The organism is Pseudomonas subflava, from assembly GCF_023823685.1.
GTDB classification, from domain to species: Bacteria; Pseudomonadota; Gammaproteobacteria; order Pseudomonadales; family Pseudomonadaceae; genus Aquipseudomonas; species Aquipseudomonas subflava.
On sequence record NZ_JAMXBF010000014.1, the window covers coordinates 85,685 to 108,380 of the forward strand.

28 protein-coding genes and 3 tRNA genes are annotated in these 22,696 nt (G+C 64.5%); 13 read left to right on the top strand and 18 right to left on the bottom strand.

Annotated elements, in window-relative coordinates:
• Positions 1 to 12 precede the first annotated feature (12 nt).
• From NF616_RS19005 to NF616_RS19065, 13 genes are all read right to left on the bottom strand, one after another.
• Positions 13 to 465 carry a phage virion morphogenesis protein gene (locus NF616_RS19005; protein ID WP_252275237.1) on the bottom strand — a complete coding sequence of 151 codons (453 nt, stop codon included), beginning with the start codon at positions 463 to 465 and terminating at the stop codon, positions 13 to 15.
• Entirely contained in the window at positions 462 to 872 is a 411-nt protein-coding gene (locus NF616_RS19010) for a phage tail protein (RefSeq protein ID WP_252275239.1), read from the bottom strand. Before NF616_RS19010 ends, NF616_RS19005 begins: the two co-directional genes overlap by 4 nt.
• On the bottom strand, positions 869 to 1,087 hold the full coding sequence (lysC, locus tag NF616_RS19015) for an Rz1-like lysis system protein LysC (protein WP_252275241.1): 219 nt from the start codon (positions 1,085 to 1,087) through the stop codon (positions 869 to 871). The genes NF616_RS19010 and lysC overlap by 4 nt, the downstream gene beginning before the upstream one ends.
• Complete coding sequence (gene lysB, locus NF616_RS19020; RefSeq protein ID WP_252275243.1) at positions 987 to 1,418, bottom strand: Rz-like lysis system protein LysB; 432 nt, start codon at positions 1,416 to 1,418, stop codon at positions 987 to 989. Before lysB ends, lysC begins: the two co-directional genes overlap by 101 nt.
• Positions 1,415 to 1,621 (bottom strand): hypothetical protein, encoded by a 207-nt coding sequence (locus NF616_RS19025; RefSeq protein ID WP_252275244.1) that lies wholly within the window; start codon positions 1,619 to 1,621, stop codon positions 1,415 to 1,417. Before NF616_RS19025 ends, lysB begins: the two co-directional genes overlap by 4 nt.
• Positions 1,618 to 2,460 carry an N-acetylmuramidase domain-containing protein gene (locus tag NF616_RS19030; protein WP_252275246.1) on the bottom strand — a complete coding sequence of 281 codons (843 nt, stop codon included), beginning with the start codon at positions 2,458 to 2,460 and terminating at the stop codon, positions 1,618 to 1,620. The genes NF616_RS19025 and NF616_RS19030 overlap by 4 nt, the downstream gene beginning before the upstream one ends.
• Positions 2,457 to 2,771, bottom strand: a complete 315-nt coding sequence (locus NF616_RS19035) for a phage holin, lambda family (protein WP_202675703.1) — start codon at positions 2,769 to 2,771, stop codon at positions 2,457 to 2,459. Before NF616_RS19035 ends, NF616_RS19030 begins: the two co-directional genes overlap by 4 nt.
• The gene (locus NF616_RS19040; RefSeq protein WP_252275248.1) at positions 2,764 to 3,249 is read right to left on the bottom strand and encodes a hypothetical protein; all 486 of its coding nucleotides are present in this window, start codon (positions 3,247 to 3,249) and stop codon (positions 2,764 to 2,766) included. The genes NF616_RS19035 and NF616_RS19040 overlap by 8 nt, the downstream gene beginning before the upstream one ends.
• Positions 3,240 to 3,449: a tail protein X gene (locus tag NF616_RS19045; RefSeq protein WP_252275250.1), complete on the bottom strand. Its 210-nt coding sequence runs from the start codon at positions 3,447 to 3,449 to the stop codon at positions 3,240 to 3,242. Before NF616_RS19045 ends, NF616_RS19040 begins: the two co-directional genes overlap by 10 nt.
• Positions 3,449 to 3,916, bottom strand: coding sequence for a head completion/stabilization protein (locus tag NF616_RS19050; RefSeq protein ID WP_252275252.1), 468 nt, complete (start codon positions 3,914 to 3,916; stop codon positions 3,449 to 3,451). The genes NF616_RS19045 and NF616_RS19050 overlap by 1 nt, the downstream gene beginning before the upstream one ends.
• Positions 3,917 to 4,020: 104 nt before the next feature.
• Positions 4,021 to 4,725 (bottom strand): phage terminase small subunit, encoded by a 705-nt coding sequence (gpM, locus tag NF616_RS19055; RefSeq protein ID WP_252275253.1) that lies wholly within the window; start codon positions 4,723 to 4,725, stop codon positions 4,021 to 4,023.
• 11 nt (positions 4,726 to 4,736) lie between these two features.
• The gene (locus NF616_RS19060) at positions 4,737 to 5,744 is read right to left on the bottom strand and encodes a phage major capsid protein, P2 family (protein WP_252275255.1); all 1,008 of its coding nucleotides are present in this window, start codon (positions 5,742 to 5,744) and stop codon (positions 4,737 to 4,739) included.
• A gap of 39 nt (positions 5,745 to 5,783) precedes the next feature.
• Entirely contained in the window at positions 5,784 to 6,659 is an 876-nt protein-coding gene (locus NF616_RS19065) for a GPO family capsid scaffolding protein (RefSeq protein WP_252275257.1), read from the bottom strand.
• Between the two features lie 154 nt (positions 6,660 to 6,813).
• On the opposite strand from NF616_RS19065, the gene NF616_RS19070 reads away from it, so the two are divergent.
• A complete protein-coding gene (locus tag NF616_RS19070; protein WP_252275259.1) occupies positions 6,814 to 8,571 on the top strand; it encodes a terminase ATPase subunit family protein in 1,758 nt (585 codons plus the stop codon).
• Positions 8,568 to 9,608 (top strand): phage portal protein, encoded by a 1,041-nt coding sequence (locus NF616_RS19075; protein ID WP_252275261.1) that lies wholly within the window; start codon positions 8,568 to 8,570, stop codon positions 9,606 to 9,608. Before NF616_RS19070 ends, NF616_RS19075 begins: the two co-directional genes overlap by 4 nt.
• A 49-nt stretch (positions 9,609 to 9,657) precedes the next feature.
• On the opposite strand, the gene NF616_RS19080 is transcribed toward NF616_RS19075, so the two are convergent.
• From NF616_RS19080 to NF616_RS19090, 3 genes are all read right to left on the bottom strand, one after another.
• Positions 9,658 to 9,891, bottom strand: coding sequence for a hypothetical protein (locus NF616_RS19080; protein ID WP_252275262.1), 234 nt, complete (start codon positions 9,889 to 9,891; stop codon positions 9,658 to 9,660).
• A 1,012-nt stretch (positions 9,892 to 10,903) separates the two neighbouring features.
• Entirely contained in the window at positions 10,904 to 11,347 is a 444-nt protein-coding gene (locus NF616_RS19085; RefSeq protein ID WP_252275264.1) for a hypothetical protein, read from the bottom strand.
• 46 nt (positions 11,348 to 11,393) lie between these two features.
• On the bottom strand, positions 11,394 to 12,734 hold the full coding sequence (locus tag NF616_RS19090; RefSeq protein ID WP_252275265.1) for a coiled-coil domain-containing protein: 1,341 nt from the start codon (positions 12,732 to 12,734) through the stop codon (positions 11,394 to 11,396).
• A gap of 399 nt (positions 12,735 to 13,133) precedes the next feature.
• Between NF616_RS19090 and gacA the strand changes: the two genes are divergently transcribed.
• From gacA to NF616_RS19125, 7 genes are all read left to right on the top strand, one after another.
• Entirely contained in the window at positions 13,134 to 13,778 is a 645-nt protein-coding gene (gacA, locus tag NF616_RS19095; RefSeq protein WP_252275267.1) for a response regulator transcription factor GacA, read from the top strand.
• Between the two features lie 70 nt (positions 13,779 to 13,848).
• On the top strand, positions 13,849 to 15,672 hold the full coding sequence (gene uvrC, locus NF616_RS19100) for an excinuclease ABC subunit UvrC (protein ID WP_252275480.1): 1,824 nt from the start codon (positions 13,849 to 13,851) through the stop codon (positions 15,670 to 15,672).
• A gap of 33 nt (positions 15,673 to 15,705) precedes the next feature.
• Positions 15,706 to 16,266 carry a CDP-diacylglycerol--glycerol-3-phosphate 3-phosphatidyltransferase gene (gene pgsA / locus NF616_RS19105; RefSeq protein ID WP_252275269.1) on the top strand — a complete coding sequence of 187 codons (561 nt, stop codon included), beginning with the start codon at positions 15,706 to 15,708 and terminating at the stop codon, positions 16,264 to 16,266.
• Positions 16,267 to 16,331: 65 nt separating this feature from the next.
• Positions 16,332 to 16,407: transfer RNA gene (locus NF616_RS19110), tRNA-Gly, on the top strand.
• Between the two features lie 43 nt (positions 16,408 to 16,450).
• A tRNA-Cys gene (locus NF616_RS19115) sits at positions 16,451 to 16,524 on the top strand.
• A 124-nt stretch (positions 16,525 to 16,648) separates the two neighbouring features.
• Positions 16,649 to 16,735, top strand: a tRNA-Leu gene (locus NF616_RS19120).
• A 372-nt stretch (positions 16,736 to 17,107) separates the two neighbouring features.
• On the top strand, positions 17,108 to 17,518 hold the full coding sequence (locus tag NF616_RS19125; RefSeq protein WP_252275272.1) for an MAPEG family protein: 411 nt from the start codon (positions 17,108 to 17,110) through the stop codon (positions 17,516 to 17,518).
• Between the two features lie 45 nt (positions 17,519 to 17,563).
• On the opposite strand, the gene NF616_RS19130 is transcribed toward NF616_RS19125, so the two are convergent.
• Positions 17,564 to 17,854 carry a hypothetical protein gene (locus tag NF616_RS19130; protein WP_252275274.1) on the bottom strand — a complete coding sequence of 97 codons (291 nt, stop codon included), beginning with the start codon at positions 17,852 to 17,854 and terminating at the stop codon, positions 17,564 to 17,566.
• A 115-nt stretch (positions 17,855 to 17,969) separates the two neighbouring features.
• On the bottom strand, positions 17,970 to 18,239 hold the full coding sequence (locus NF616_RS19135; protein WP_252275276.1) for a hypothetical protein: 270 nt from the start codon (positions 18,237 to 18,239) through the stop codon (positions 17,970 to 17,972).
• A gap of 144 nt (positions 18,240 to 18,383) precedes the next feature.
• Between NF616_RS19135 and NF616_RS19140 the strand changes: the two genes are divergently transcribed.
• From NF616_RS19140 to htpG, 4 genes are all read left to right on the top strand, one after another.
• The gene (locus tag NF616_RS19140) at positions 18,384 to 18,839 is read left to right on the top strand and encodes a PaaI family thioesterase (RefSeq protein WP_252275277.1); all 456 of its coding nucleotides are present in this window, start codon (positions 18,384 to 18,386) and stop codon (positions 18,837 to 18,839) included.
• Positions 18,839 to 19,285, top strand: coding sequence for a PaaI family thioesterase (locus tag NF616_RS19145; RefSeq protein ID WP_252275279.1), 447 nt, complete (start codon positions 18,839 to 18,841; stop codon positions 19,283 to 19,285). Before NF616_RS19140 ends, NF616_RS19145 begins: the two co-directional genes overlap by 1 nt.
• A gap of 37 nt (positions 19,286 to 19,322) precedes the next feature.
• On the top strand, positions 19,323 to 20,570 hold the full coding sequence (locus NF616_RS19150) for an MFS transporter (RefSeq protein WP_252275281.1): 1,248 nt from the start codon (positions 19,323 to 19,325) through the stop codon (positions 20,568 to 20,570).
• Between the two features lie 94 nt (positions 20,571 to 20,664).
• Positions 20,665 to 22,569 carry a molecular chaperone HtpG gene (gene htpG / locus NF616_RS19155; RefSeq protein WP_252275283.1) on the top strand — a complete coding sequence of 635 codons (1,905 nt, stop codon included), beginning with the start codon at positions 20,665 to 20,667 and terminating at the stop codon, positions 22,567 to 22,569.
• Positions 22,570 to 22,696 lie beyond the last annotated feature (127 nt).

Genomic DNA, 22,696 nt, shown 5'->3' on the forward strand with positions numbered 1-22,696 from the left:
TACAGCGCGAGGTCAGCCGGCGAGGTGGGCGAGCAGGCGGTCGCGGATCATTTCGAGGTCGGCATCGGCGAAGCCGAGCAGCTCGCGGCGGTCGTACTGCACGTCGGCCTGGCCCCGGCCGGGGCGGTCGCGCAGGCCGTACTGGTGCACGCGGGCGATGCGGGCGACGCGGCCGGCGAAGCCGATAGCAATGGCGTCCGGGGTACTCATCAGGCGCAGGTGCTTGGCCTGGCGCAGGCGGGCGAACATCTGGCGCTTGATGCGGCCGGCCTTGCCGCGCAGCTGGCGGGGCTTGCGGGCGGCGTAGGGGGTGCCGTCCGGGTTGCGCTGGGCGGCGATGCGCTGTTGCTGGCTGCGGCGCAGGTCGCGGCCGATGCTGTTGCCGAACTTGCGGCGCTCGCCCGGGGAGAGCCTGGCGAGCAGCAGGCCGGCCCAGTCCTCCAGGGCGTGCAGGTTGTCGGTCACAGCTCGTAGTCCGGCTCGGGCGGGTGCGTGACGTCGAGGTCGCCGTTGTCCAGGTGTTTGACGATCACGCGCTCGGTGAGCGGCAGGGTGATGGCCATGTCGACCTTGCCGCCGTCGAGGATGTCCGCCTCGAAGGTGATGGCGTCCTTGCCGCGCTCGAGGTTGGTGAGCAGCTCGGGCTGGTTGCGGCGCAGCCACTCCAGGACGGGAATGAATACGGTGTCGGGGTGCCCGGCGTAGTCGGTGAGGATGACCTGCAGGGTGAAGCTGTACTCGAAGGACAGCCCGGTTACGGCGGTGCAGCGGACGTTGCCGGCGTCGATGAAGATCAGCAGGCGGTCGGGGTTCTTCTTGAGGCCTTTGACGGCGTTGAGCAGGTGCTCGCGCAGGCTGTTGGGCTTGTTCACTGGGCGGCTGCCTTCTGCTGGCACTCGTAGACGACATCGACCTTGGCGGCGCAGGCTGCCCAGTCGGCCTCGGTGATGTCCTGGTCGTCGAGCAGCTCGCCGTTAGTGGCCGGATCAGTCGCGCTCAGGGTGCAGCGCGTCACGGCCGGACAGCCAGTTACGATAACCGTCTGCTCCGGTGATGGCTGGGCGCTGCCGCAGCCGGCGAGCAGCAACAGGCAACTGAGCAGCAGCCCACTCGCGTAGTTCGGCGTTCTCACGTTTCAGCTCCTTGATTTGCTGCTTGCGGACGTCCAGCTCGCGGCGCAGGTCCTGGCTTGTCTGTTGCAGCGAGGCCTGGGCTTGGCGCTCGCTGGACAGGGTTGTGTGCAAGGTGGTGATGGTGGTGGCGTCGCGCTCGATGCGGGCGTTGGTGTTGGCCAGTCTCTCCTGGGCCAGGGCGCTGCGACCCAGCTCGGCCTGCAGGCGCTGGTAGCCGCCCCAGATGAGCAGCGCCAGGGCGGCGAGCAGGGCGGCGCCGTAGAGGGCCTGGCGGAGGGTGGTCATTTGCGGTACCAGCCGGCGGCGTTCATGGCGGCTTCATCTAGGGCATGGACGTCGCCCAGGACGATCAGACAGCGGATGTTGAGACCGTCCGGGCCGAGGGCCGCCACAAGCTCGCGGGCCTGTTCGTATGTGGTGTCGGCTGGCAGGCAAACGACGTCGCCGTTGCGCAGCTCCAGGCGGCGGGCGTGCTCGATCAGGCTCATGCCGCCTCCTTGCCGCAGCCGCAGCCGGCGTGCAGCTCATACGCGCGCTCGAGCTTCACGTCGTAGAGGTTGCGGGCGTAGTTGGGGCCGTTGTAGGCCTTGGCGAAGGCTGCCCACTTCTTGCCCTTGAGCGCCTTGTGCAGTGCTGGGTCTGCCTCGATGAAGCGGACGAACGCCTCGAACTGCTGGTTTTCGTCCTGGCTCATCAGCTGGGTGAACTCGTCGACGCTGGCGTAGCCCAGGCGCTCGGCGTGGTAGCCCATGATCTGGAAGGCGCCCCAGCTGGTCGACTCGTTGGCGGCCAAGGCGTCGATCATGCGGGCTTGGGCCAGGCGTTGGTGTTCGCCGGTACCGCCGACGTAGCCGCCAGCTCTGGGATAGACCAGGGTCGGGTAGATCATGGCCAGGTCATCGGCGCGGCGCTCCAATGCGGTGGCATCTTCGTCATCGCGCCGGGGCGTAGAAAGGCGCACGTACATGACGTGACGCTCGTACAGCACCTTGGGCTTACCGTTGGACAGGAAGCCGGAGCCGGAGCTCTCCACCTCGTTGACGGCGTAGACGGCGGCCAGCTCGACGCCGAGGCGGGCCGCGGCAGCCACGAGGGTGGCATTGCGCAGCAGCTTGGAACAGTCGGCACCGGCCAGCGCGGCGAGGGTCTTCTCGCCGGCCTTGCCGTCGACCACCAGGCCGATCTTGGTTTGATAGGCGCGTACGGCCTTCTCGGTGGCGTCGCCGTAGTCGCCGTCGTCGAGCAGCTTGGCGCCGTTGGCGTTGAGCTGCCGCTGCAGGCGGCGGACGGAGAGGCCTTTGTCTCCGTGCTTGAGGGCTTCGGTCATAGCTGGTCTGCCTTGCGGGTGGCGATGCGTTTGAGGCTGGAGCGGACGAAGTCGGCGCCGAGCAGGCCGACCACGCCGCCGAAGAACGGGGCGAACTGCTCGGGGATGCCGAACAGGGCGAGGCCGTTGCTGACGGCGAGGGTGATCAGGCCGCAGATGAAGCCCTCACCCAGGGCGCGGCGCAGGCTGCCGCCGGCGTAGATGAAGCGGGCGGAGGCCAGCAGCGCGGAGAGGACGGCGGCATAGATGAGTGGGTGGTGCTGCTCCATCCAGGCGAGCAGCATGGCCCAGGTCTCGGGGCGGTCAGGCATCTGCGACATTCCTTGCGTCCTGTGGAAGGGAGTGGGCGAGCTGCACGAACGGCAGGCGGTTGATGCGCTGGACCACTTCGCTCAGCAGCACGGGGCTGAATCGGGGGGCTGCCTGCTGCAGGCCGAGGGCGGCCGCGCAGAACTCGCTGCAGAACATGCGGCGCTTGTCGTCGATGCCCAGGGGAAGGAACTGGGCGAGCAGGATGCCGAGCCAGTCGTAGCCCTTGCCCTCATGCCGGTCGAACACGGCCTCGACGAGCTTGGCGTTGGCCCAGGGCAGGGGGACCAGGTCCCAGTGCTCGAGCTTCAGCTCGATGCGCTTGGCGCGCACGCCGCCGTCCATGGCGCTGGCCGACAGACAACGACCGTCGGGCATGACCAGCTCGCAGTGGCTGTACTTCGAGCGCGTCCAGAGGCGGATGAGGCGGTTGAACAGCTGGCCTTTGCCCTTGTAGACGGCGAGGTAGATCAGTCCCATAGGTTCACCACCTGGCGCTGCTCGGGTTGAGGGGCGGCATCCGGCAGGGTGACTTGGGTGCCGTGGGGGATGACGGGGCCGTGATCGGCAAGGCCCGGGTTGGCCTCGAGGACCGCCTCGGTGACGCCCGCGGTGCGGCCGTAGTAGGCCCAGCAGATGCTGTCGACGGTGTCGCCCTGGGCGGCGATGACGGTGGCCACTACAGCAGCTCCACGGTGGTGTGGCTGATGCCCAGGATGTCGCGCACGGCCCAGCGGGCGTCGCGGCGTAGCTGGTCGGCGCTGGTCTCTTCCTCGGTGACTTTCTGGTCGCCGCTGTTGGTGGCGTCGAAGCTCGTGTAGCGCTCGACCAGCTCGGCCAGGGCGCGGCAATACACGGCGCGGCGGTACTGGTGGAGAAGCTGGCTTTCGTTCTGGATCTGCTCGACCGGTACATCGGCCAGCGCGGAATGCCCTTCGGCGCGGCGAGCATCGCGGTAGTCGGCAAGCTCTGCGTTGGTGAACAGCATGGCGCCGACCACAGCGACCTCGAGGCGGGCATCCGTGACGCTGGCGTTGATCCGCATGGCGGCGCGCAGGTCCTGGCCGTCGATATCGGGCCAGAACTGGGCGTTGCTGATCGGGTAGGCGTCGGCCGGGATTTCCCCGCCGGCAACGAATGCGCTCATGGTCGGACCTTGAATTGGTGGGCGGTGGTCGGGGCTTCACAGCAAGGGAAGGAGTGAACCCTGCTGATCCGCCCCGAGCCGCCCGGGTGCGGGGGACCGCTCGGTTAGCTGGCGGGGCCAGCGTGTTTCTTGAGGAGGCGCTCGACGCGCTCCAGGTCTTTCTTGCCGCCACAGGTGCCGTGCAGCTCGATGGCGCGGCCGAGGTACTGCTTGGCCATGGCGAGGTTGCTGGCGTCGTGCTCGGCAGGCTTTCCATCGTCCACCGAGGCGGCGGCCAGCCGACCGATGGCGAGCATCAGCTTGGCGCGGGCTTCGTCTGGCATGTCGTGCTCGGCTGTCATCCCCTCGGCCTGACGCAGGACGCCGATGTCGAAGGTGCCGCCGGCCTTGAGGGCCTTGAGCGCCGCCTCGGCCACTTCCTCGGCCACGACGCAGCCGGTGGTGCGGTTGAAACGGTCGGGCATCTTGAGGCCGTATTGCAGGACGTAGCGGGCGGCGGTAAGCCCGCCGGCATAGTCGCCTGCATCGAAGCGCCAGAGCATGACGGTGACGAGGACGTCGTCCTGGGCGCCTTGGCCGGCGCTGAGCACGCCGTCGACCCAAGGCTCGTAGTCGGGCAGCAGCTCGGACTTGAGCTTTGCCTTGCCCTCCTGGGACTGCACCTGCTTGAGGCGGAACTGGTCCTGCTGGAGCTTGGCGAGTTGCAGCTCGTAACCGGTTGCGTTCTCCATGGCGGCGCCCGGCGCGGCTGCCGCTGCCTCGATGGCGGCGGTGACGCGCTGGAAGTGACGGCGGCAAGGGTTGCTCATGGTTGGCGGCCTCAGGCGATGACGACGTTTTCGGCCAGCGCGGCGCAGCCGAGGTCCTCGACGACGTAGGCCTCGTTGACCGACTCGTAGTTCTCGATGCGGTCACGCTTGGCGTTGTCGACGACGGTGCGGCGGCGGCTGCCTTCCTGCCAGTAGGTCGACAGGTTGTCCAGACGGGTAACGAACAGGCCATTGGCCGGGAAGTGCGGCACGCGGATAGCCGGCAGGTTGCCGATGCGCTTCTGGCTGGTGACGATGTCCGCGGCGAGCATCTCGGACGGAGCCTGGTTCTTGTTGATGATCGGGAAGTACTTGTCGGCCAGGATCTTGCGACCGCAGATGACGACCAGCTCGGTGTCCTCCTGGTACCAGGGCTCGATCAGCTCGTTGACCATGGCGAAGACCAGGGCGTCGATGTTCTCGAAGTCCTTGCCGGTGCCGATTTCGATCTTGTTGCTGCCTTCGACCACCTCGCTCATCACGCGGGCAGCATTCTCGGTGCGCATCTTCTGCAGCCAACCGATGTTGACGTCCTGGAGCAGCGGATTGGCGACCGGATCGGAGGTGGCCGCGCGGCTGGTACCGTTCCAGCCGATGCAGATGCGGTTCAGCGCCATCAGTTTGATGATCGCGTCGCGGATGCGCGCCTGGAAGTCCGGGAACTTGGCCCAGGCGTCGAGCTTGGCGTACTTCAGGTGGGTGTCGTAGTTGGTCTGGGTGCAGACGTAGCCACGGCCATCCAGGCTGCTCGGGTCGCGGGTTTCGCGGTCCTTGATGTCGGTGTTGGTGGTGCCGGCGATGTTGCCGGTGACGCCGAGACCGATCTTCTCGCCCATTTGCTCGGGCACGCCGTAGATGTTGATGCGGCCGAGGAAGTCGCTCGATTCCTGGATGCGAGTTTCCAGGGTCTGGGCGACCGCCGGGGCGGCGGCAAACTTGGTGGTGACATCGTCTACACCGTGCAGCTGGGCAAGCTGTTGCAGGTAGGCGTTGAACAGTACGCGGGTTTCGTTGCGCATGGGGTTCTCCGGTGGTCCTTGGCTGTGGCGAATCCGTTTTCAGCAGTCGGTGACGGTGCGGCCGTCGTTGCCGGTGACCGGCGGACGCTGGGTGCTGTGCTTCTTAGTCGGGGTGGGTTCGTCGTCGGCCGGAGTGGCTTCCAGCTTCTGGACCAGGGCGTTGAAGTCGGCAGACAGCTTTTCGTGTGCTGCCTGCAGCTTCTGGTGGGCGGCATCGAGTGTGCTGAAGGCCTTCTCCTGCTCGCTGCCGTGCGTGGCGACCTGCTCGATCATCTCGGCCAGGGCGCTGAAGTTGGCGGCGTCCGTGCCTTCTTTCTCCTTGTTCTTGCCGAGCAGCTCGCCGAGCTTTTCCCGCAGGGCGGCGAATGCGCCCGGGGTCTCGGTGACTTCCTCGAGTTCGATGTCGACCTCTTCCGCGGCGGTGAAGAGGTTGTCTTTGTCCTGCTTGCGGCTGGCCAGGGTGCCGTGTTGGGCGCTGAATTGAAGCGCTTCGGTACCGAGGCTGGCCGGGTTGTCGGTGATGGCCAAGCCGACCAGGTAGGGCTTGCCGGTGATGGCGAGCTTCGGGTGGATCTCGGCGGAGGTGTAGATCTTTTGGCGCTTCTTGTTCAGGGCGATCAGCGACTCGGTCGGGTCGATCTGGGCGAACAGGGCCAGCTTCTTGACACCGGCGATGTCGACCTCTTCAGCCTTCAGGGCGATCACGTCGCCGTAGCTGCCAAACACGGAGTCCGGGGCCAGGCCCTTGATGTGCTCGCAGTTGATGCGCGCACCGTAGGTGGTGGGGTTGTAGGTGGCGGCCATGTCCTCGATCCAGCTGCGCTGAATCTCGCGGCCGTCGGTGGTGCCACCCTCGACGGCGATGCGGAACATCTTGGAGCGGGTTTTCGGGGCGGGGGCGTTGGTAGCGGCCATTCGGGCTGTCCTCGATGCGGTGGCGGCGGTTGCCGGTGCGTTGAGGGCATGGTCGACAGTGAGAGGGTACGCGGCAACGCGGTTACGGTGTAGCGCGCCCCGTTACAGGTCGCGGCGGTAGGGGCTCTCGCGCGCGGGCGGCAGCATCGGCGCCATGAATGCCATCGTTGAGCTGCCCACCGATCCCCGCCGCCACGCCAAGCACCTGTATTGGCAGGGCTTCCGCGTGTGCGAAATCGCCGAGCTGACCGGCGAGAAAGAGAAGACCCTGCACAGCTGGAAGACCCGCGACGACTGGGACCGAGCCACGCCGCTGGAGCGTATTCAGGCCGCCACCGAGGCGCGCCTGGTGCAGCTGATCCTCAAGGACCCGAAGAGCGGCGCGGACTTCAAGGAAATCGACCTGCTTGGCCGCCAGTTGGAGCGGCAGGCGCGCATTCAACGCTTCCAGGAGGGCGGCACCGAGGCGGAGCTGAACCCGGAGCTGGACAAGCGCAACGCCGGGCCAAAGCGTAAGCCGAAGCGCAACGACATCACAGAAGAGCAGACCGAGAAACTGATCGAGGCGTTTCTCGATGGCTGTTTCGATTACCAGAAGGACTGGTACCGAGCTGGCAATCAGCGTACGCGTGTCATCCTCAAGAGCCGGCAGATTGGTGCGACTTACTACTTCGCCCGCGAGGCGCTGATCGACGCACTCACCACCGGTCGCAACCAGATTTTCCTATCCGCCAGCAAGGCGCAGGCGCACATCTTCAAGGCCTACATTCAGGCCTTCGCCCGTGATGTGGTCGGCGTCGACCTGGCTGGCGATCCCATCATCCTGCCCAACGGCGCGGAGCTGCACTTCCTGGGCACCAATGCCCGGACCGCGCAGGGCTATCACGGCAATTTCTACTTCGACGAATTCTTCTGGACCTACAGGTTCCAGGAGCTGAACAAGGTCGCCAGTGGCATGGCGATGCAGAAGCGCTACCGCCGCACGTACTTCTCGACGCCCAGCTCGATGGCGCATGAGGCCTATACGTTCTGGACTGGCGAGCGCTTCAACAAGGGCAAGCCGACCTCCGAGCATATCTCACTGGATGTGAGCCACGGAGCCCTGCAGCAAGGGCGGCTCTGCGAGGACAGCATTTGGAGGCAGATCGTCACCATCCTGGACGCCGAAGGGCGTGGTTGCGATCTGTTCGACATCGACGAGCTGCGACGTGAGTACGACGCTGCCGCCTTCCAGAACCTGCTCATGTGCCAGTTCGTGGACGACGGGGCGAGCATCTTCCCGCTGGCCATGCTGCAGCCGTGCATGGTGGACAGCTGGTCGATCTGGGAGGACTACAAGCCGTTCGCCATGCGGCCCTTTGCCGACCGGCAGGTCTGGGTGGGGTATGACCCGGCGGAAAGTGGCGACTCGGCTGGCCTGATCGTCGTTGCCCCGCCCGCGGTGCCGGGCGGCAAGTTCCGCATCCTGGAGCGGCATCAGTTCCGCGGTATGGACTTCACCAATCAGGCCGAAACCATCCGCAAGATCACCCAGCGCTACTGGGTGACCTACATCGGCATCGACACGACCGGGCTCGGCAGCGCGGTGGCGCAGCTGGTCAAGCAGTTCTTCCCGGGGCTGCGCACGTTCTCCTACAGCCCAGAAGTGAAGGTCCGCCTGGTGATGAAGGCCTGGGACGTGATCAGCAAGGGCCGCCTGGAATTCGACGCCGGCTGGACCGACGTAGCGCAGTCGCTGATGGCCATTCGCAAGACCGTTACACCGGGCGGGCGGCAGTTCACCTACACCGCCGGGCGCAACGAGAACACCGGCCATGCCGACCTGGCGTGGGCGCTCTTTCACGCATTGCACAACGAGCCGCTGGAGGGCCAGAGCACGGCCAACACCGGCATCCTGGAGATTTACTCATGACTATGATCGAGCATGCCGGCGCCCAGCCGGCGCAGGACGCGCAACCTCCGGCAGCTGAGCCAGTGCATGCGGAGGCCTTCACCTTCGGCGAGCCGGCGCCGGTCCTGGATGGGCGTGAGATCCTCGACTACTTGGAGTGCTGGAGCAACGGGCGCTGGTTCGAGCCGCCGGTATCCCTCGACGGGCTGGCGAAGTCGACCAAGGCCAGCGTGTACCTGCAGTCGGGCCTCACCTTCAAGCGCAATGCGCTGTCCAGGACATTTGTGCCTCATCGCCTGCTCAGCCGGGCAGCGTTCGAGCAGATCGTCATGGATTGGGGGTGGTCGGGCAACCTGTACCTAGAGAAGCGCGACAACATGCTGCGCCAGGCGCTGGGGCTGCTGCCGTGCCTGTCGAAGTACATGCGGCGCGGGCTCGATATGGAGACCTATTACCAGGTGCGCGGCTGGAAGGACGAGCACGCCTTCAAGCCCGGGAAGGTCTGCCACCTCCGCGAGGCGGACGTCAATCAAGAGATTTACGGTCTGCCGGAGTGGTTGCCGGCGCTGCAGAGCGCGCTGCTCAACGAGAGCGCCACGCTGTTCCGACGGAAGTACTACCAGAACGGCAGCCATGCCGGCTTCATCCTGTACATGACCGACGCGGCCTTCGACGAAAATTACGTCAGGGACCTGCGTGACGCGATGAAGAACAGCAAGGGGCCGGGCAACTTCCGTAACCTGTTCATGTACGCGCCGAACGGCAAGAAGGACGGGATACAGCTGATTCCGATCAGCGAGGTAGCGGCCAAGGATGACTTCAGCTCGATCAAGAACATCAGCCGCGACGACCAGCTGGCCATGTTGCGCATCCCGCCGCAGCTCATGGGGGTGGTACCGCAGAACGCCGGGGGCTTCGGGTCTATCCGCGATGCCGCACAGGTGTGGGCGATCAACGAACTAGAGCCGGTGCAGGCTCGGCTGCGACAGATCAACGACTGGCTCGGGGAAGAGGTGGTGCGGTTCAACCCCTACGAGCTGCCGGCCGCTGCCAGCTGAGCCTGTTGAACTGACACAAAAATGCCGCCTCAAGGGCGGCATTTTCATTTCATGGCGTTGGTGAGGCTGCCAAGGCTGCTGTCCACTGTTCAGCAAACCCGTACCAGTCAGATGGGCTGCCTGCAGCCTCGAAGGCTGCCTGGTCCATTTCATCAGTCGCCACCTTTGGCACCACCTGCCAATTAGATGACAGCGCATCAAGCGCGCCCAAAGCAGCGGCCCGAGCTTGTTCATCGCCGTAGGCTTCGACCACGAAGGCCCTAATCTTTTCGAGTGCGTGCATGAAGCGACTCCATGTAGCCCACAGATAGGCATGGGCGCGCGGAAATTTTCGTCTTTACCAACGTATAAAACCCCAGTGAACACTATCGCATTCAGTGCTTTCAAACCAGCGCTTAATGGCGTGCGGCCCAGTGGTTTCGGGGCTTTCAGCGTGGCAGGTGACCAGCGGTGCACGGTGGTGGCGCTTGGGCTGGTCGCCTGCTGGCAAGAGGAGGGAGGCAGCCGGCGGAAGGCTAGGACGGGGCTGCCCCAGACCCCCGATTCCGACCCGGCGCGCGCGCTCGTCCCCCCGCCACGCCACCGGGCTAAACGAGGCGCTTTTTCTGCACCCCTGCAGTCGACTGCAATCGGCCCAGGTGCTGGGCTTCGCTGAGTGGTTTGGCGTCGCCTACAGCCTGCGTTTCCCTGCGCGCGAGGGGCTGGGAAGGGATAGAAGCCCGACCTGTATACCGAAGTTCAGGCGAGGCTCTGGCAACGGGTAATTTCGTTTAGGAGGAAGGTACGAGGAGCCTGTAACCCGCATGGGCATGGGTTCTAGGAATTACCTGCGAAGGTGATTTGAGGTAATTGGTTAGGTAATTTTTCTGTAAGTGATTGATTTATATGGGATAGCAAATTTCCGGATTTCACCCTGGTTGAAGGTAATCTGGTTACCTGCAACTTACCTAGAAATTACCTTTAACTAAGTCTCTGGGACCCCTTATCTAGAGCGTTTGCAGAGCAGGCGAAAGAAGAAATTACCTTTATTACCTAGTTTTGTTGGGTCAAGCGAAAATCAGGGAAATGGCAAAACTGAGCAGATTCTTCATTGCCCCGCGCTGATCTCTGGGAACACATTGGGAACAAAAATCGCGTTCCTGCTGGGGCGAAGGTCCCGTAAATCAAGGCCTCCAGGCCGACAAAGTACGGTTTGATGAGTTCGAATCTCACCGCCTCCGCCATCCAAATTCTGCCGTCGGCAGATCGAGAAAAGGAGCCTTCAGGCTCCTTTTTCTTTGCCCGGATTTCCATGCTCAGGCGCCGGGCGGTACCCCGATGAGCGAGCAGTTGTTGCCCTCGAACAGCCGCCCGGCCGCGACTTCCCGGCGAATGCCGCGCTGGGCCTGCTGGTCGAGCTGAACGCTGTAGACCTCTTCGAGTGCCTGATAGGCGCGTCCTAGGATGAACTCGTAGTTGGGCCCGCCGTTGACCATCAGAAAGCCGGTCGGCGCGCCATCGAGGGAGGCGGTGCCGGCCCGTACTGCCTGAAGGAAGGCCAGCCCAGCCTCGTAGCCCAAAGCGAACAGCCGCTCGTATTCCTGCTTGTCGCCGCTGTTGCGGGCTAGTACCGCGCAGGTGAAGGACGTCCAGGACAAATCGGCTTTCAACTGCTGCTCGGCCGCGGCTTGGGCGGCGTTACAGAACAAAGTCGTTGCCAGCAGTACGAAGATCACCCGCTTGCTGAAAAGAAATCCCATGCCCGTGCTCCGCTCGGTGATATGACCTGTGCTGCGTCCGGCAAGGCTAGTTGATCGGCGGGCAGCTGCCGCGCAGGTTGTCGTCGAAACCGCTGATCTGCGGCAGCGCCTCGCCCTTTTCGCCCGCGTCGCAGGCGATGTGGTAGATGGTGTTCTGGCTGTAGGGCAGCTCCCAGGAACGGTAGGTCTTGGCGATGTCGGCACCGGTGCCGGAACGGCCGAGCACGGCGCGAGGGAAGTCCGTACCGTTGTGAATGCAGATCTGGTTGCCGGCGACCGGCATCTTCTCCGATTGCAGCGCGCCCGGTGCCGGGATGTAACACCAGGCCACGCTGACGTTATGGTCGCAGTTGTTGATCAGGGTGATGGTGTTGGCGCCGCTGCTGGTGATCTGGATGCAGCCGTTCACCGGGTTCGCGCCGCTTTGTACGGCAACCTCTGGCGCCGATGGCTGGGGCGCACTGGGCCGGGTGCCGACGGCCGCCAGACGCGCCGCGAGTTGCTCGATGCCGCGGTTCACCTGAGCCACCTGCTGTGGGCTGCGCATCACGCCGGGGCGCTTCTCCTCGATGCGCTCGAGCCGGGCCGCCTGGTCGGCATAGACCGCGGCCAGGCTGTATTCGCCCTGCCTGGCGTAATGCGCACGTCGAGTCTCGGTCGCGCGCAGCTCCTGGTCGACCGTGGCGGCGTGCAAGTCCGCCGCAGCATCTGCCTCGAGGCGCTTCACGCGTGCCAGGCGCTGACGCAGAAGGCGGGCCTCGCCCTCGAAACCATGCCTTCTGGCAAATCCGGTGGCGAGTTGCGGATAGAGGTCGCCGGCGCTTTCCACGTATTGGCCCGATAGGCCGAACAGATAGAGGCGCATGGTCTGCCGGCGATCCTTCAGCGCCTCGGAGCGGCTGGCGGCCTTGACAAGTTCCAGGCCGGGGCCGGCGTACAGCATCCGTACGTCGTCACGGCGCTCGAGCATCGCGCCGTAGTACCTGGCGGCTTTCGAGGCGTCACGTTCCAGCCAGTATTCGGCCAGGCGGCCCTCGACTGCGGTCAGTGCTTCGCCCTCCAGCGGGCGGCGGTCCGTTACTCCCTCGGATTGCTGCCAGGCCTGCAGGGCCACTCGATGGCCGGCTTCCAGGGCGGCGAGTTCGCGTTCGGGGAGGGCGCTCTGGCGGAAATTGTCGGCCGCCATCACGTAATAGGAGGCGGCGCTGCTTTTGAATCCCTGACGCTCGCTACGGCTGGCGTCCTCTAGGTTGAGCTCCGCGGCTTCGCGGTGTCGGCCGGCCTGAGCAAGGTCCGAGCTGGTAGGGCTCTTGAGCGGCAGCGAGCAGCCGATCAGCAGGGCCGAGAACCCGAATGCCCCGGCGATTCTGATCACCCATCCTGTCATCTGCCTTTTCCTTGTTCGATTGGTTACAGCTGCGTCCCCGTTTGGCCAAGCCCGGCGAGCCAAGTTCCCGTTTGGTTTCCTTGGAGGACTTCGCCCGCGTCATGCTTAGGCATGAATTCCTGTTGGCCGCCGGCTTCGCTAGATCTACAGGTGTCATAAAATCAAAATAAGCTATTGATATATAAATATTTATCTTTGGTTGTTGACTGCCTGTCGAGTTTTGCCGCCGACAACCGATGCGTGTAATATCGCCAAATTCCTGCCTGGTCGGCATTCCGACGAGGGCTGCGTTTCGCAACCGGCGATCATCCAGGAGCGGTTTTTTGGCGTTTGCTTTCTGACGTGATTGCGCCAAGCTGGATAGGTCGATGGTGCGGTGACGATGCAACGAGGTGTCGCTTGATTAAGGTGCTGGTGGTCGACGACCACGATCTGGTGAGAACGGGCATTACCCGCATGCTGGCCGACATCGACGGGCTGCAGGTGATTGGTGAGGCCGACTCTGGCGAAGAGGCGCTCAAGAAGGTGCGCGAGCTGCGCCCGGACGTGGTGCTGATGGACGTGAAGATGCCCGGCATCGGCGGCCTCGAAGCCACCCGCAAATTACTGCGCAGCCATCCGGACCTTAAGGTGGTCGCGGTCACCGCCTGTGAAGACGATCTGTTTCCCACCCGCCTGCTACAGGCCGGCGCCGCCGGCTATCTGACAAAGGGGGCGGCGTTGGAGGAAATGGTCCAGGCCATCCGCATGGCGTTCGCCGGGCAGCGTTACCTGAGCCCGCAGATCGCCCAGCAGCTGGCACTCAAATCCTTCCAGCCGAACAACGGCGGCTCGCCGTTCGATCTGCTCTCCGAGCGTGAAATCCAGATCGCCCTGATGATCGCCAACTGTCAGAAGGTGCAGACCATCTCCGACAAGCTCTGCCTGTCGCCGAAGACGGTGAACACCTACCGCTATCGCATCTACGAGAAGCTCTCGATCACCAGCGATGTCGAGCTGGCGCTGCTGGCGGTACGCCACGGCATGGTCGACGCCGTCAGTTGAGCCTTAGGCAAGCCGGGGAAGAGGACGTAAACTGCGTCCTCTTCGTTTTTCCGGCCTATCGATTTCGATGATTTCCACGCCCTTCGATCCCAGCGCCTTCCTGGCCACCTGCAGCGGCCGGCCGGGCGTCTATCGCATGTTCGACGAGGCGGGCAAGCTGCTCTACGTCGGCAAGGCGTCCAACCTGAAGAAGCGCCTGGCCAGCTATTTCCGCAAGACCGGCCAGGCGCCCAAGACTGCCGCATTGGTCGCACGCATCGCGCAGATCGAGACGACCATCGTCGCCAACGAGACCGAGGCGCTGCTGCTCGAGCAGACGCTGATCAAGGAATGGCGTCCGCCGTACAACATTCTGCTGCGCGACGATAAGTCCTATCCCTACGTGTTGCTGTCGGACGGCGACTACCCGCGCCTGGGCATCCACCGTGGTGCGAAGAAGGAGAGGGGGCGCTACTTCGGGCCTTACCCGAGCGCCGGAGCCATTCGCGAGAGCCTCGCGCTGTTGCAGAAGACCTTTCTGGTGCGCCAGTGCGAGGACAGTTATTTCCGCAACCGCACCCGACCCTGCCTGCAGTACCAGATCAAGCGCTGCAAGGGGCCCTGTGTCGGTCTGGTTGCCCCGGAAGAGTACGCCGAGGACGTGCGCCGCTCGGTGATGTTTCTCGAGGGGCGTAGCAATGCCCTGGCCGAAGAGCTGTCCGGCGCCATGGAAAAGGCGGCGATGAACCTCGAGTTCGAGCGCGCCGCCGAGCTGCGCGACCAGGTCGCGCTGCTGCGCCGGGTGCAGGACCAGCAGAGCATGGAGGGCGGTACTGGCGACGTGGACGTGGTGGCCGCGATGGTCAACCCGGGCGGCGCCTGCGTTCACCTGATCAGCGTGCGTGGCGGGCGGGTATTGGGCAGCAAGAACTTCTTTCCCCAGGTGGGCATCGAGGAGGAGGGCGGCGCGGTGCTCTCGGCGTTCATCGCGCAGTATTACCTGTCCAATCACGAGCGCGATCTGCCGGGCGAGCTGATCGTCAACGTGACCCATGAAGATCTGCCGACGGTGGCGACCGCCATCGCCGAGCTGCGGGGCCGCGACATCGCCATCAGTCATCGTGTGCGCGGCACCCGCGCGCGCTGGCAGCAGCTGGCGGTGACCAACGCCGAGCAGGCTCTGAGTGCGCGGTTGGCCAACCGGCAGCACGTCGCCGCGCGTTTCGATGCGCTGGCCGAGGCGCTTGACCTGGACGAGCCGCCACAGCGGCTGGAGTGCTACGACATCAGCCACTCCAGCGGCGAGGCGACGGTGGCCTCCTGCGTCGTGTTCGGCCCGGAAGGGCCACTGAAATCCGACTATCGCCGCTACAACATCGAGGGCGTCACCGCCGGTGACGACTATGCGGCCATGCATCAGGCGCTGACCCGACGCTTCAGTAAGCTCAAGGAGGGCGAGGGCAAGCTGCCGGACATCCTCTTGGTGGACGGCGGCAAGGGGCAGCTCGCGATGGCCCGAGAGGTGCTGCAGGAGCTGGCGGTGCCGGACCTGATCCTGCTCGGCGTGGCCAAGGGCGTGACCCGCAAGCCCGGCCTCGAAACCCTATACCTCAACGACGCCGATCACGAGTTCACCCTGCCGGCCGACTCGCCGGCGCTGCACCTGATCCAGCAGATCCGCGACGAGGCGCACCGCTTCGCCATCACCGGTCACCGGGCCCGGCGCGGCAAGGCGCGACGCACCTCCAGCCTCGAGGAAGTGGCCGGCATCGGGCCGAAGCGCAGGCGCGAGCTGCTCAAACACTTCGGCGGACTGCAGGAGCTCAATCGCGCCAGCGTCGAGGAGATCGCTAAGGCGCCGGGCATCAGCAAAAAGCTGGCCGAGACAATTTATGCGGCCCTGCACAGCGAGTAGAATGCGCGTTCAACTCGCTGGCCAGTGGTCCCGATGAACATCCCCAATCTGCTCACCGTACTGCGCGTCGCCCTGATTCCGGTCTTCATCCTGTTCTTCTATCTGCCGTTTGCCTGGAGCTACTGGGCCGCCAGCGCGGTGTTCGCCCTGGCAGCGGTGACCGACTGGTTCGACGGCTATCTGGCGCGTCGTTGGGAGCAGAGCACGCCATTCGGCGCGTTCCTCGATCCGGTGGCCGATAAACTGATGGTGGCGGTGGCGTTGGTGCTGCTGGTGGAGGAGCACGCCAACCTGTGGCTGAGCCTGCCGGCGGTGATCATCATCGGACGCGAGATCGTGGTGTCCGCCCTGCGCGAGTGGATGGCCGAGCTGGGCGCGCGGGCCCACGTGGCGGTGTCCAATCTCGGCAAGTGGAAGACAGCGGCGCAGATGGTGGCGCTGGTCATTCTGCTGGGCAACCCGCCGCAGCTTACCGCCTGGGTCGGCTTGGGTTACGTGCTGCTGATCATCGCCGCGGCGCTCACTCTGTGGTCGATGGTGCAGTACCTGCTGGCCGCCTGGCCGCACCTCAGCATCGACACCGAAAAGAAATAAGCTTTTTTGAATCAAGGGGTTGACGCAGCGTTTCGAATCTATAGAATGGCGCCCGTCACCACGACGCGGGAATAGCTCAGTTGGTAGAGCACGACCTTGCCAAGGTCGGGGTCGCGAGTTCGAGTCTCGTTTCCCGCTCCAGATTGTTGACGTTGACGCCGCGGTAAGCGGCGTCTTCGTTTGAGGCCGGGTGGCAGAGTGGTCATGCAGCGGATTGCAAATCCGTGTACGCCGGTTCGATTCCGACCTCGGCCTCCACTACAAGGAAAGCCCCGTAGATCATTGATCTACGGGGCTTTTTCTTTGTCGGCCGGGCATGCTGGCGACCTTGCCGGGCCGGCATGGGCTGTATATAGTCCAGCCCTCGCTTCACAGCGCTACCGCCCGAATGGCGAAATCGGTAGACGCAGGAGACTTAAAATCTCTCGCCAGCAGTGGCGTGCCGGTTCGAGTCCGGCTTCGGGCACCATCTTCCATGCGGCTTTCGGCGACCAGCTAGGTCGATGCCGATTTCCGCAATTCCTGATCTTTCCGCGATTTCCACCGTGGCGGCACAGTTCGTTGCCGTTGCGTCTCGGTATGCTCTGAATTCAGCTGCCCAAGAGGCAGAAAAAAAGAAACCCGGCGCGAAGGCCGGGCTAGATGGGGTATGGAGTATCACGCTGATACTGTGCGCTGCGCGATGTGAAATTAGCGTGAAGACTTCTACCGCCCGTCGGCACTCGTGGTCGCTATTCAACTGCAACCCAGGTCAAGCCAGACGGCTCCAAGTGGAATGGTGCCTGCCCGGGCGCTGTGCTACAGCTGATGTAACGGCTCAATGGCCATAAGGAGAGAAGCAATGAGCATCCCGTTCTGGTGCGTCTTCATCGCGGCGTTGTTGATCTATGTCGCCAAGCTGCCCGTCGCTCGTGCCATGAAGGCCGACTCGGGTGGGTATGACAACCACAACCCCCGCGAGCAGCAGGCGCGGCTCCGGGGTTTCGGGGCCAGGGCGCATGCCGCCCATCTGAACAGTGTCGAGATCTTCCCGTTGTTCGCCGCCGGTGTGCTGATGGCCCACACCACGGATGTATTCGGCTGGTGGGTGGATCTGCTGGCGATTCTGTTCATCGTCAGCCGCGTGCTTTATCTGCTGTTCTACTGGCGTGATCTGGCCTGGCAGCGCTCGATGGTGTGGACGGTCGGTCTGGTGTGCTGTCTGTTGCTGATGCTCAGCCCGTTCTTCCGCTGGCTGATGATTCAGCCATAACGAACAAGGCCCGCAAAAGCGGGCCTTGACGTTTCAGGGCGGGCCTCACTGGCCGTCGACGGCGTCCTTGGCCTCGTCGCCCGCATCCTGGATGGCTTCTCCGGTGTCCTCGGCGGCCTCATCCAGGCGCTCGCCGGCGGTGGGCTCGTTTCCGGTGGCGCGATCGACCTTCTGCTCGACGGCCTCGCCGCCGTCTTCTGCGGCATCACCCAGCGACTCCATGGCTTCGGAGACGTTCTCCTTGGCTGATTCCGTCTTGTCTTCCGGGGTTTTCTCGCAGGCGGCGAGACCGAGGCTCAGGGCGAGGAGCAGGGCATAGGAAAGGGGCTTGTTCACGTTTTGATTCTCCTTGTCGATGCGGACGCCAGCGATGTGCATCCGTACCGCTTGGAGCGAAGCGAGAGCGGTGAAGTTCCGATGCCTGCACGAGGCAGGCACCGGTGACCTGCGCTTACTGCTGCGGCTGCTGGCCGGCCGGGGCGGGCGGCGGGGTCGGCATGGCGGGCGGAGCCGGCTGGTTGTTCTCTTCGGCGCGCTCCTCGGCGGCCTCCTGACGCTGCTCGGCGGCTTCGTTCATCGAATCCTGAGCGTCGTTCATCGACTCACGGGCGTCTTCCTGAGCATCGCGGGCGTCCTCGGCGCGATCTTCGGCAGCATTGTCACAGGCGGCCAGGCCGAGGGTGGCGGTGAGCATCAGTGCATAGGCGAATGGTTTGCGCATGGGCGATTTCTCCTCGTGGGTAGGACCATCGATGTTTCGAGGCTCAGCCAGGCGGGAAGGTTCAGACTGTTTTAGCCGCGGCTGTAACCCGGGCGGGCACGGCGCTATCATGCTGGGCTTTTTTGCATCGCCCGAGGAGTGACGATGAGCGATAACCCCGTGCTCGAACGCGCCCAGCGTTTCCTGGCGGCCCTGCGCCACTGCCAGGTCCTGGGTATGGCCGTCCATGAAGCTGCGGCCGAGGGGCTGACCCTGCGCCTGCCCTACAGCACCCGGATCATCGGCAATCCGGAGTCCGGGGTAATCCACGGAGGCGCCATCACCACGCTGATGGACACCACCTGCGGCATCTCCACCGTCTGCGTGCTGCCGGAGTTCGAGATCTGCCCGACCCTCGACCTTCGCATCGACTACATGCGCCCGGCCCAGCCGCACAAGGATGTATTCGGTTTCGCCGAGTGCTACCGCGTCACCGAGAACGTGATCTTCACCCGCGGCTACGCCTACCAGGACGACCCCAGCGAGCCCATTGCCCACGTGGTCGGCGCCTTCATGCGCATGGGCAAGGGCGCCCAGAACATTTCGGGAGGTGCCGCCTGATGGCCGCGCTCAATCTCAATACACTGGTGCGCGAAGCCCACGAGAAGAACGATTACGACACCCTGATCAGCCTGATCCCCTACGCCAAGCTGCTCGGCATCGAATGCCTGCGCCTCGGTGACGACATGGTGTTCCGCCTGCCGGCGAGCAAGGACAACATCGGCAATCCGATCCTCCCGGCGCTGCACGGCGGGGTGATCGCCGGCTTCATGGAGCACGCGGCGATGCTCCATCTGTTGATGTTCATGGGCATCCCGCATTTGCCGAAAATCATCGACTTCTCGATAGATTACCTGCGCGCCGGTCATTATCGTGACACCTACGCCCAGTGCCAGGTCTGGCGCCAGGGCCGCCGGGTGGCCAACGTCGCCATCACCGCCTGGCAGACCAGTCAGAGCGAACCCATCGCCACGGCCCGCGCCCATTTCAAGGTCGACGAACCCTGATTGGCGCGCGCGGCCCGCACAACGACAAGGAAATTGAATGGATGCGTTGCTGATCCTCGGCGGCCTGCTGCTGATGGTGGCCGGCCTGGTCTGGCTGGTGATGCTGGCCTTCTCCACCAGCCTGCTGTGGGGCTGGGGGAGCCTGATTCCCCCGATCACCCTGGTCTACGTGTTGCGCCACTGGCGCACGGCGCGCAAGGCCGTGGTGCTGGTCGGGCTGGGCGGTATTCCGCTTGTGGTCGGGATGGTGCTGATGGCCAGTCAGGATGCCGCGCGCCTGGAGGCCATTCTCAGCCTGCGCTGGCTGAAGGAAGCGCCGAAGGCGCCGGCCGAGCTGAATATCCGCCTGCACGGCGAGCTCAACGGCCAGCCGTTTTCGCCGCAGTACGCAGAGCTGGTCGACGGTGTGCTCAGCCTGCGCGAGGGCGAGGACTTCTTCGCCCGGCGCGAGGTGAAGATCCGTCTGCCGCAGGCGCAGAAGGCGCCGGTGCAGCTGGACGTACTGCCGGCCGACGAGGGGCCGCTGCCGGAGGTCGAGATCAGCTGGCTGCTGCCCGAGCAGGACCTGCCCGAGGCACGGCGCCTGGACAAGGGCTACACCCTGCACCTGGACCTGCAGGCGCTGCCGCCGAACAAGCTGCAGGGCGACTTTCACCTGGTTCTGCCGCCGTCCTTCAAGACCAGCCTGAGCGGGCGCCTGGAGCTGTTCGCCGATCGCCTGCGCTACAAGGATGGCCGGCTGGATACCCAGTTCGACTCGCGCGAGACCCTGGCCAAGGTGGTCGAGGACTACCTCCAGCGCCGCTTCGCCACCCGCGTGGTGCAACTGGCCGAGCTGCCGGAAGTGAGCTTTCCGACCCGGCGCGTGCCGCTGACGGTGCAGGCGCGGATCGATGGTGCCGAGCAGCGCCTGCCGCTGGTGCTGGAGAAGGTCGCCGCTGGCTGGCAGGTCGAAGGCGACCGTTATCCGCCCTTGCCCGAGCCGCGCGCGGTGGAGCCGGCCAAGCCGGCTGTGGAGGAGAACGCCGCGGCCGAACCGGCGCGGCCAGCCCTGGATCGCCGCCAGCGTTTCTCCCTGGTGCGCCTGCAGCGCAACCCGGAACAGTATCGCGGCCTGAGCATGCGCGTGAGCAGGGCCGATGGCGGCACGGTCGAGGGGCGCTTCGTCGGCCTCGACGGCGACGGCAGCCTGCGCATCAGCCAGCAACTGGGTAGCGGCGGCGGGCGGGCGAGCTTCAGCTTCAAGCCGGAAGAGATCGGCAAGATCGAATTGTTGGAGCCGTGATTTCGCCAAGGCCTTGAAATCCCTCTCGAACTCCCCATCTGTATGACATCCGCCGCAATGGTGCGGCCTGTCCTGCATGTGGAGTTCGACGACCATGAGTGTGGAAACTCAAAAAGAAACCCTGGGCTTCCAGACCGAGGTGAAGCAGCTGCTTCACCTGATGATCCATTCCTTGTATTCCAACAAGGAAATCTTCCTCCGTGAGCTGATCTCCAACGCCTCCGACGCCGCCGACAAGCTGCGTTTCGAGGCGCTGGCCAAGCCCGAGCTGCTCGAAGGCGGCGCCGAGCTGAAAATCCGCCTGAGCTTCGACAAGGACGCCAAGACCGTCACCCTCGACGACAACGGCATCGGCATGAGCCGCGAGGAAGTGATCGCGCACCTCGGCACCATCGCCAAGTCCGGCACCGCCGACTTCATGAAGAACCTCACCGGCGACCAGAAGAAGGATTCGCACCTGATCGGTCAGTTCGGCGTGGGCTTCTATTCGGCCTTCATCGTGGCCGACCAGGTCGACGTGTTCACCCGTCGCGCCGGCAGCCCGGCCAGCGAAGGCGTGCACTGGTCGTCGAAGGGCGAGGGCGACTTCGAGGTCGCCACCATCGACAAGGCCGAGCGCGGCACCCGCATCGTTCTGCACCTGAAGAGTGGCGAGGAAGAGTTCGCCGATGGCTGGCGCCTGCGCAACGTGGTCAAGAAGTACTCCGACCACATCGCCCTGCCGATCGAGCTGCCGAAAGAACACCATGGTGAAGAGGCCGACAAGCCGGCCGAGCAGGAGTGGGAGACCGTCAACCGCGCCAGCGCGCTGTGGACCCGCGGCCGCACCGAGGTAAAGGACGAGGAGTATCAGGAGTTCTACAAGCACGTCGCCCACGACTTCGAGAACCCGCTGTCCTGGAGCCACAACAAGGTCGAGGGCAAGCTGGAATACACCTCGCTGCTCTACGTGCCGGGCCGCGCGCCGTTCGACCTGTACCAGCGCGAAGCGCCGAAGGGCCTGAAGCTGTACGTGCAGCGCGTGTTCATCATGGACCAGGCCGACGAGTTCCTGCCGCTGTACCTGCGCTTCATCAAGGGCGTGGTCGACTCCAACGACCTGTCGCTGAACGTCTCCCGCGAGATCCTGCAGAAGGATCCGGTGATCGACTCGATGAAGTCCGCGCTGACCAAGCGCGTGCTGGACATGCTGGAGAAGCTGGCGAAGAACGAGCCCGAGCAGTACAAGCAGTTCTGGAAGGCCTTCGGCCAGGTGCTCAAGGAAGGCCCGGCGGAAGACTTCGCCAACAAGGAGAAGATCGCCGGCCTGCTGCGCTTCGCCTCCACCCAGGGCGATGAAGGCGAGCAGAACGTGGGCCTGGCCGACTACATCGGCCGCATGAAGGAAGGTCAGGACAAGGTCTACTTCCTCACCGGCGAGACCTTCGCGCAGATCAAGAACAGCCCGCACCTGGAAGTCTTCCGCAAAAAGGGCATCGAAGTGCTGCTGCTCACCGACCGCATCGATGAGTGGCTGATGAGCTACCTGACCGAGTTCGACGGCAAGCAGTTCGTCGACGTCGCCCGCGGCGACCTGGACCTGGGCAAGCTGGACTCGGAAGAGGACAAGAAGGCCCAGGAAGAAGTCGCCAAGGCCAAGGAAGGGCTGCTGGAGCGCCTCAAGGGTGCGCTGGGCGAGCAGGTCGCCGAGGTGCGTGTATCGCATCGCCTGACCGACTCGCCGGCGATCCTCGCCATCGGCGAGCAGGACCTGGGCCTGCAGATGCGCCAGATCCTCGAGGCCAGCGGGCAGAAGGTGCCGGATGCCAAGCCGATCTTCGAGATCAACCCGCAGCACCCGCTGATCGAGAAGCTGGATGCCGAGCCGGACGAAGACCGCTTCGCCGACCTGTCGCACATCCTCTTCGACCAGGCCGCGCTGGCCGCCGGCGACAGCCTGAAGGACCCGGCCAGCTACGTTCGTCGCCTCAACAAGCTGCTGGTCGAGCTGTCCGCCTGACCATCGCGCTGGGAAAGAGCCCGCTTCGGCGGGCTTTTTCATACCTGCGGTTCGGTGTCCCGGCGAATGGTGCTGGAGTTTCCCAGGTGATGGCTATTTAATGTCAGCCTAAAGCGCGGAGACGGAC

Bases quoted from the DNA above. Each gene is read 5' to 3' on its own strand.
- lysB (WP_252275243.1), bottom strand. From the start codon at position 1,418: ATGACCACCCTCCGCCAGGCCCTCTACGGCGCCGCCCTGCTCGCCGCC.
- NF616_RS19025 (WP_252275244.1), bottom strand. From the start codon at position 1,621: ATGAGCCTGATCGAGCACGCCCGCCGCCTGGAGCTGCGCAACGGCGAC.
- NF616_RS19030 (WP_252275246.1), bottom strand. From the start codon at position 2,460: ATGACCGAAGCCCTCAAGCACGGAGACAAAGGCCTCTCCGTCCGCCGC.
- NF616_RS19035 (WP_202675703.1), bottom strand. From the start codon at position 2,771: ATGCCTGACCGCCCCGAGACCTGGGCCATGCTGCTCGCCTGGATGGAG.
- NF616_RS19040 (WP_252275248.1), bottom strand. From the start codon at position 3,249: ATGGGACTGATCTACCTCGCCGTCTACAAGGGCAAAGGCCAGCTGTTC.
- NF616_RS19050 (WP_252275252.1), bottom strand. From the start codon at position 3,916: ATGAGCGCATTCGTTGCCGGCGGGGAAATCCCGGCCGACGCCTACCCG.
- gpM (WP_252275253.1), bottom strand. From the start codon at position 4,725: ATGAGCAACCCTTGCCGCCGTCACTTCCAGCGCGTCACCGCCGCCATC.
- NF616_RS19060 (WP_252275255.1), bottom strand. From the start codon at position 5,744: ATGCGCAACGAAACCCGCGTACTGTTCAACGCCTACCTGCAACAGCTT.
- NF616_RS19065 (WP_252275257.1), bottom strand. From the start codon at position 6,659: ATGGCCGCTACCAACGCCCCCGCCCCGAAAACCCGCTCCAAGATGTTC.
- NF616_RS19070 (WP_252275259.1), top strand. From the start codon at position 6,814: ATGAATGCCATCGTTGAGCTGCCCACCGATCCCCGCCGCCACGCCAAG.
- NF616_RS19075 (WP_252275261.1), top strand. From the start codon at position 8,568: ATGACTATGATCGAGCATGCCGGCGCCCAGCCGGCGCAGGACGCGCAA.
- NF616_RS19080 (WP_252275262.1), bottom strand. From the start codon at position 9,891: ATGCACGCACTCGAAAAGATTAGGGCCTTCGTGGTCGAAGCCTACGGC.
- NF616_RS19085 (WP_252275264.1), bottom strand. From the start codon at position 11,347: ATGGGATTTCTTTTCAGCAAGCGGGTGATCTTCGTACTGCTGGCAACG.
- NF616_RS19090 (WP_252275265.1), bottom strand. From the start codon at position 12,734: ATGACAGGATGGGTGATCAGAATCGCCGGGGCATTCGGGTTCTCGGCC.
- pgsA (WP_252275269.1), top strand. From the start codon at position 15,706: ATGAACATCCCCAATCTGCTCACCGTACTGCGCGTCGCCCTGATTCCG.
- NF616_RS19125 (WP_252275272.1), top strand. From the start codon at position 17,108: ATGAGCATCCCGTTCTGGTGCGTCTTCATCGCGGCGTTGTTGATCTAT.
- NF616_RS19135 (WP_252275276.1), bottom strand. From the start codon at position 18,239: ATGCGCAAACCATTCGCCTATGCACTGATGCTCACCGCCACCCTCGGC.
- NF616_RS19140 (WP_252275277.1), top strand. From the start codon at position 18,384: ATGAGCGATAACCCCGTGCTCGAACGCGCCCAGCGTTTCCTGGCGGCC.
- NF616_RS19145 (WP_252275279.1), top strand. From the start codon at position 18,839: ATGGCCGCGCTCAATCTCAATACACTGGTGCGCGAAGCCCACGAGAAG.
- NF616_RS19150 (WP_252275281.1), top strand. From the start codon at position 19,323: ATGGATGCGTTGCTGATCCTCGGCGGCCTGCTGCTGATGGTGGCCGGC.
- htpG (WP_252275283.1), top strand. From the start codon at position 20,665: ATGAGTGTGGAAACTCAAAAAGAAACCCTGGGCTTCCAGACCGAGGTG.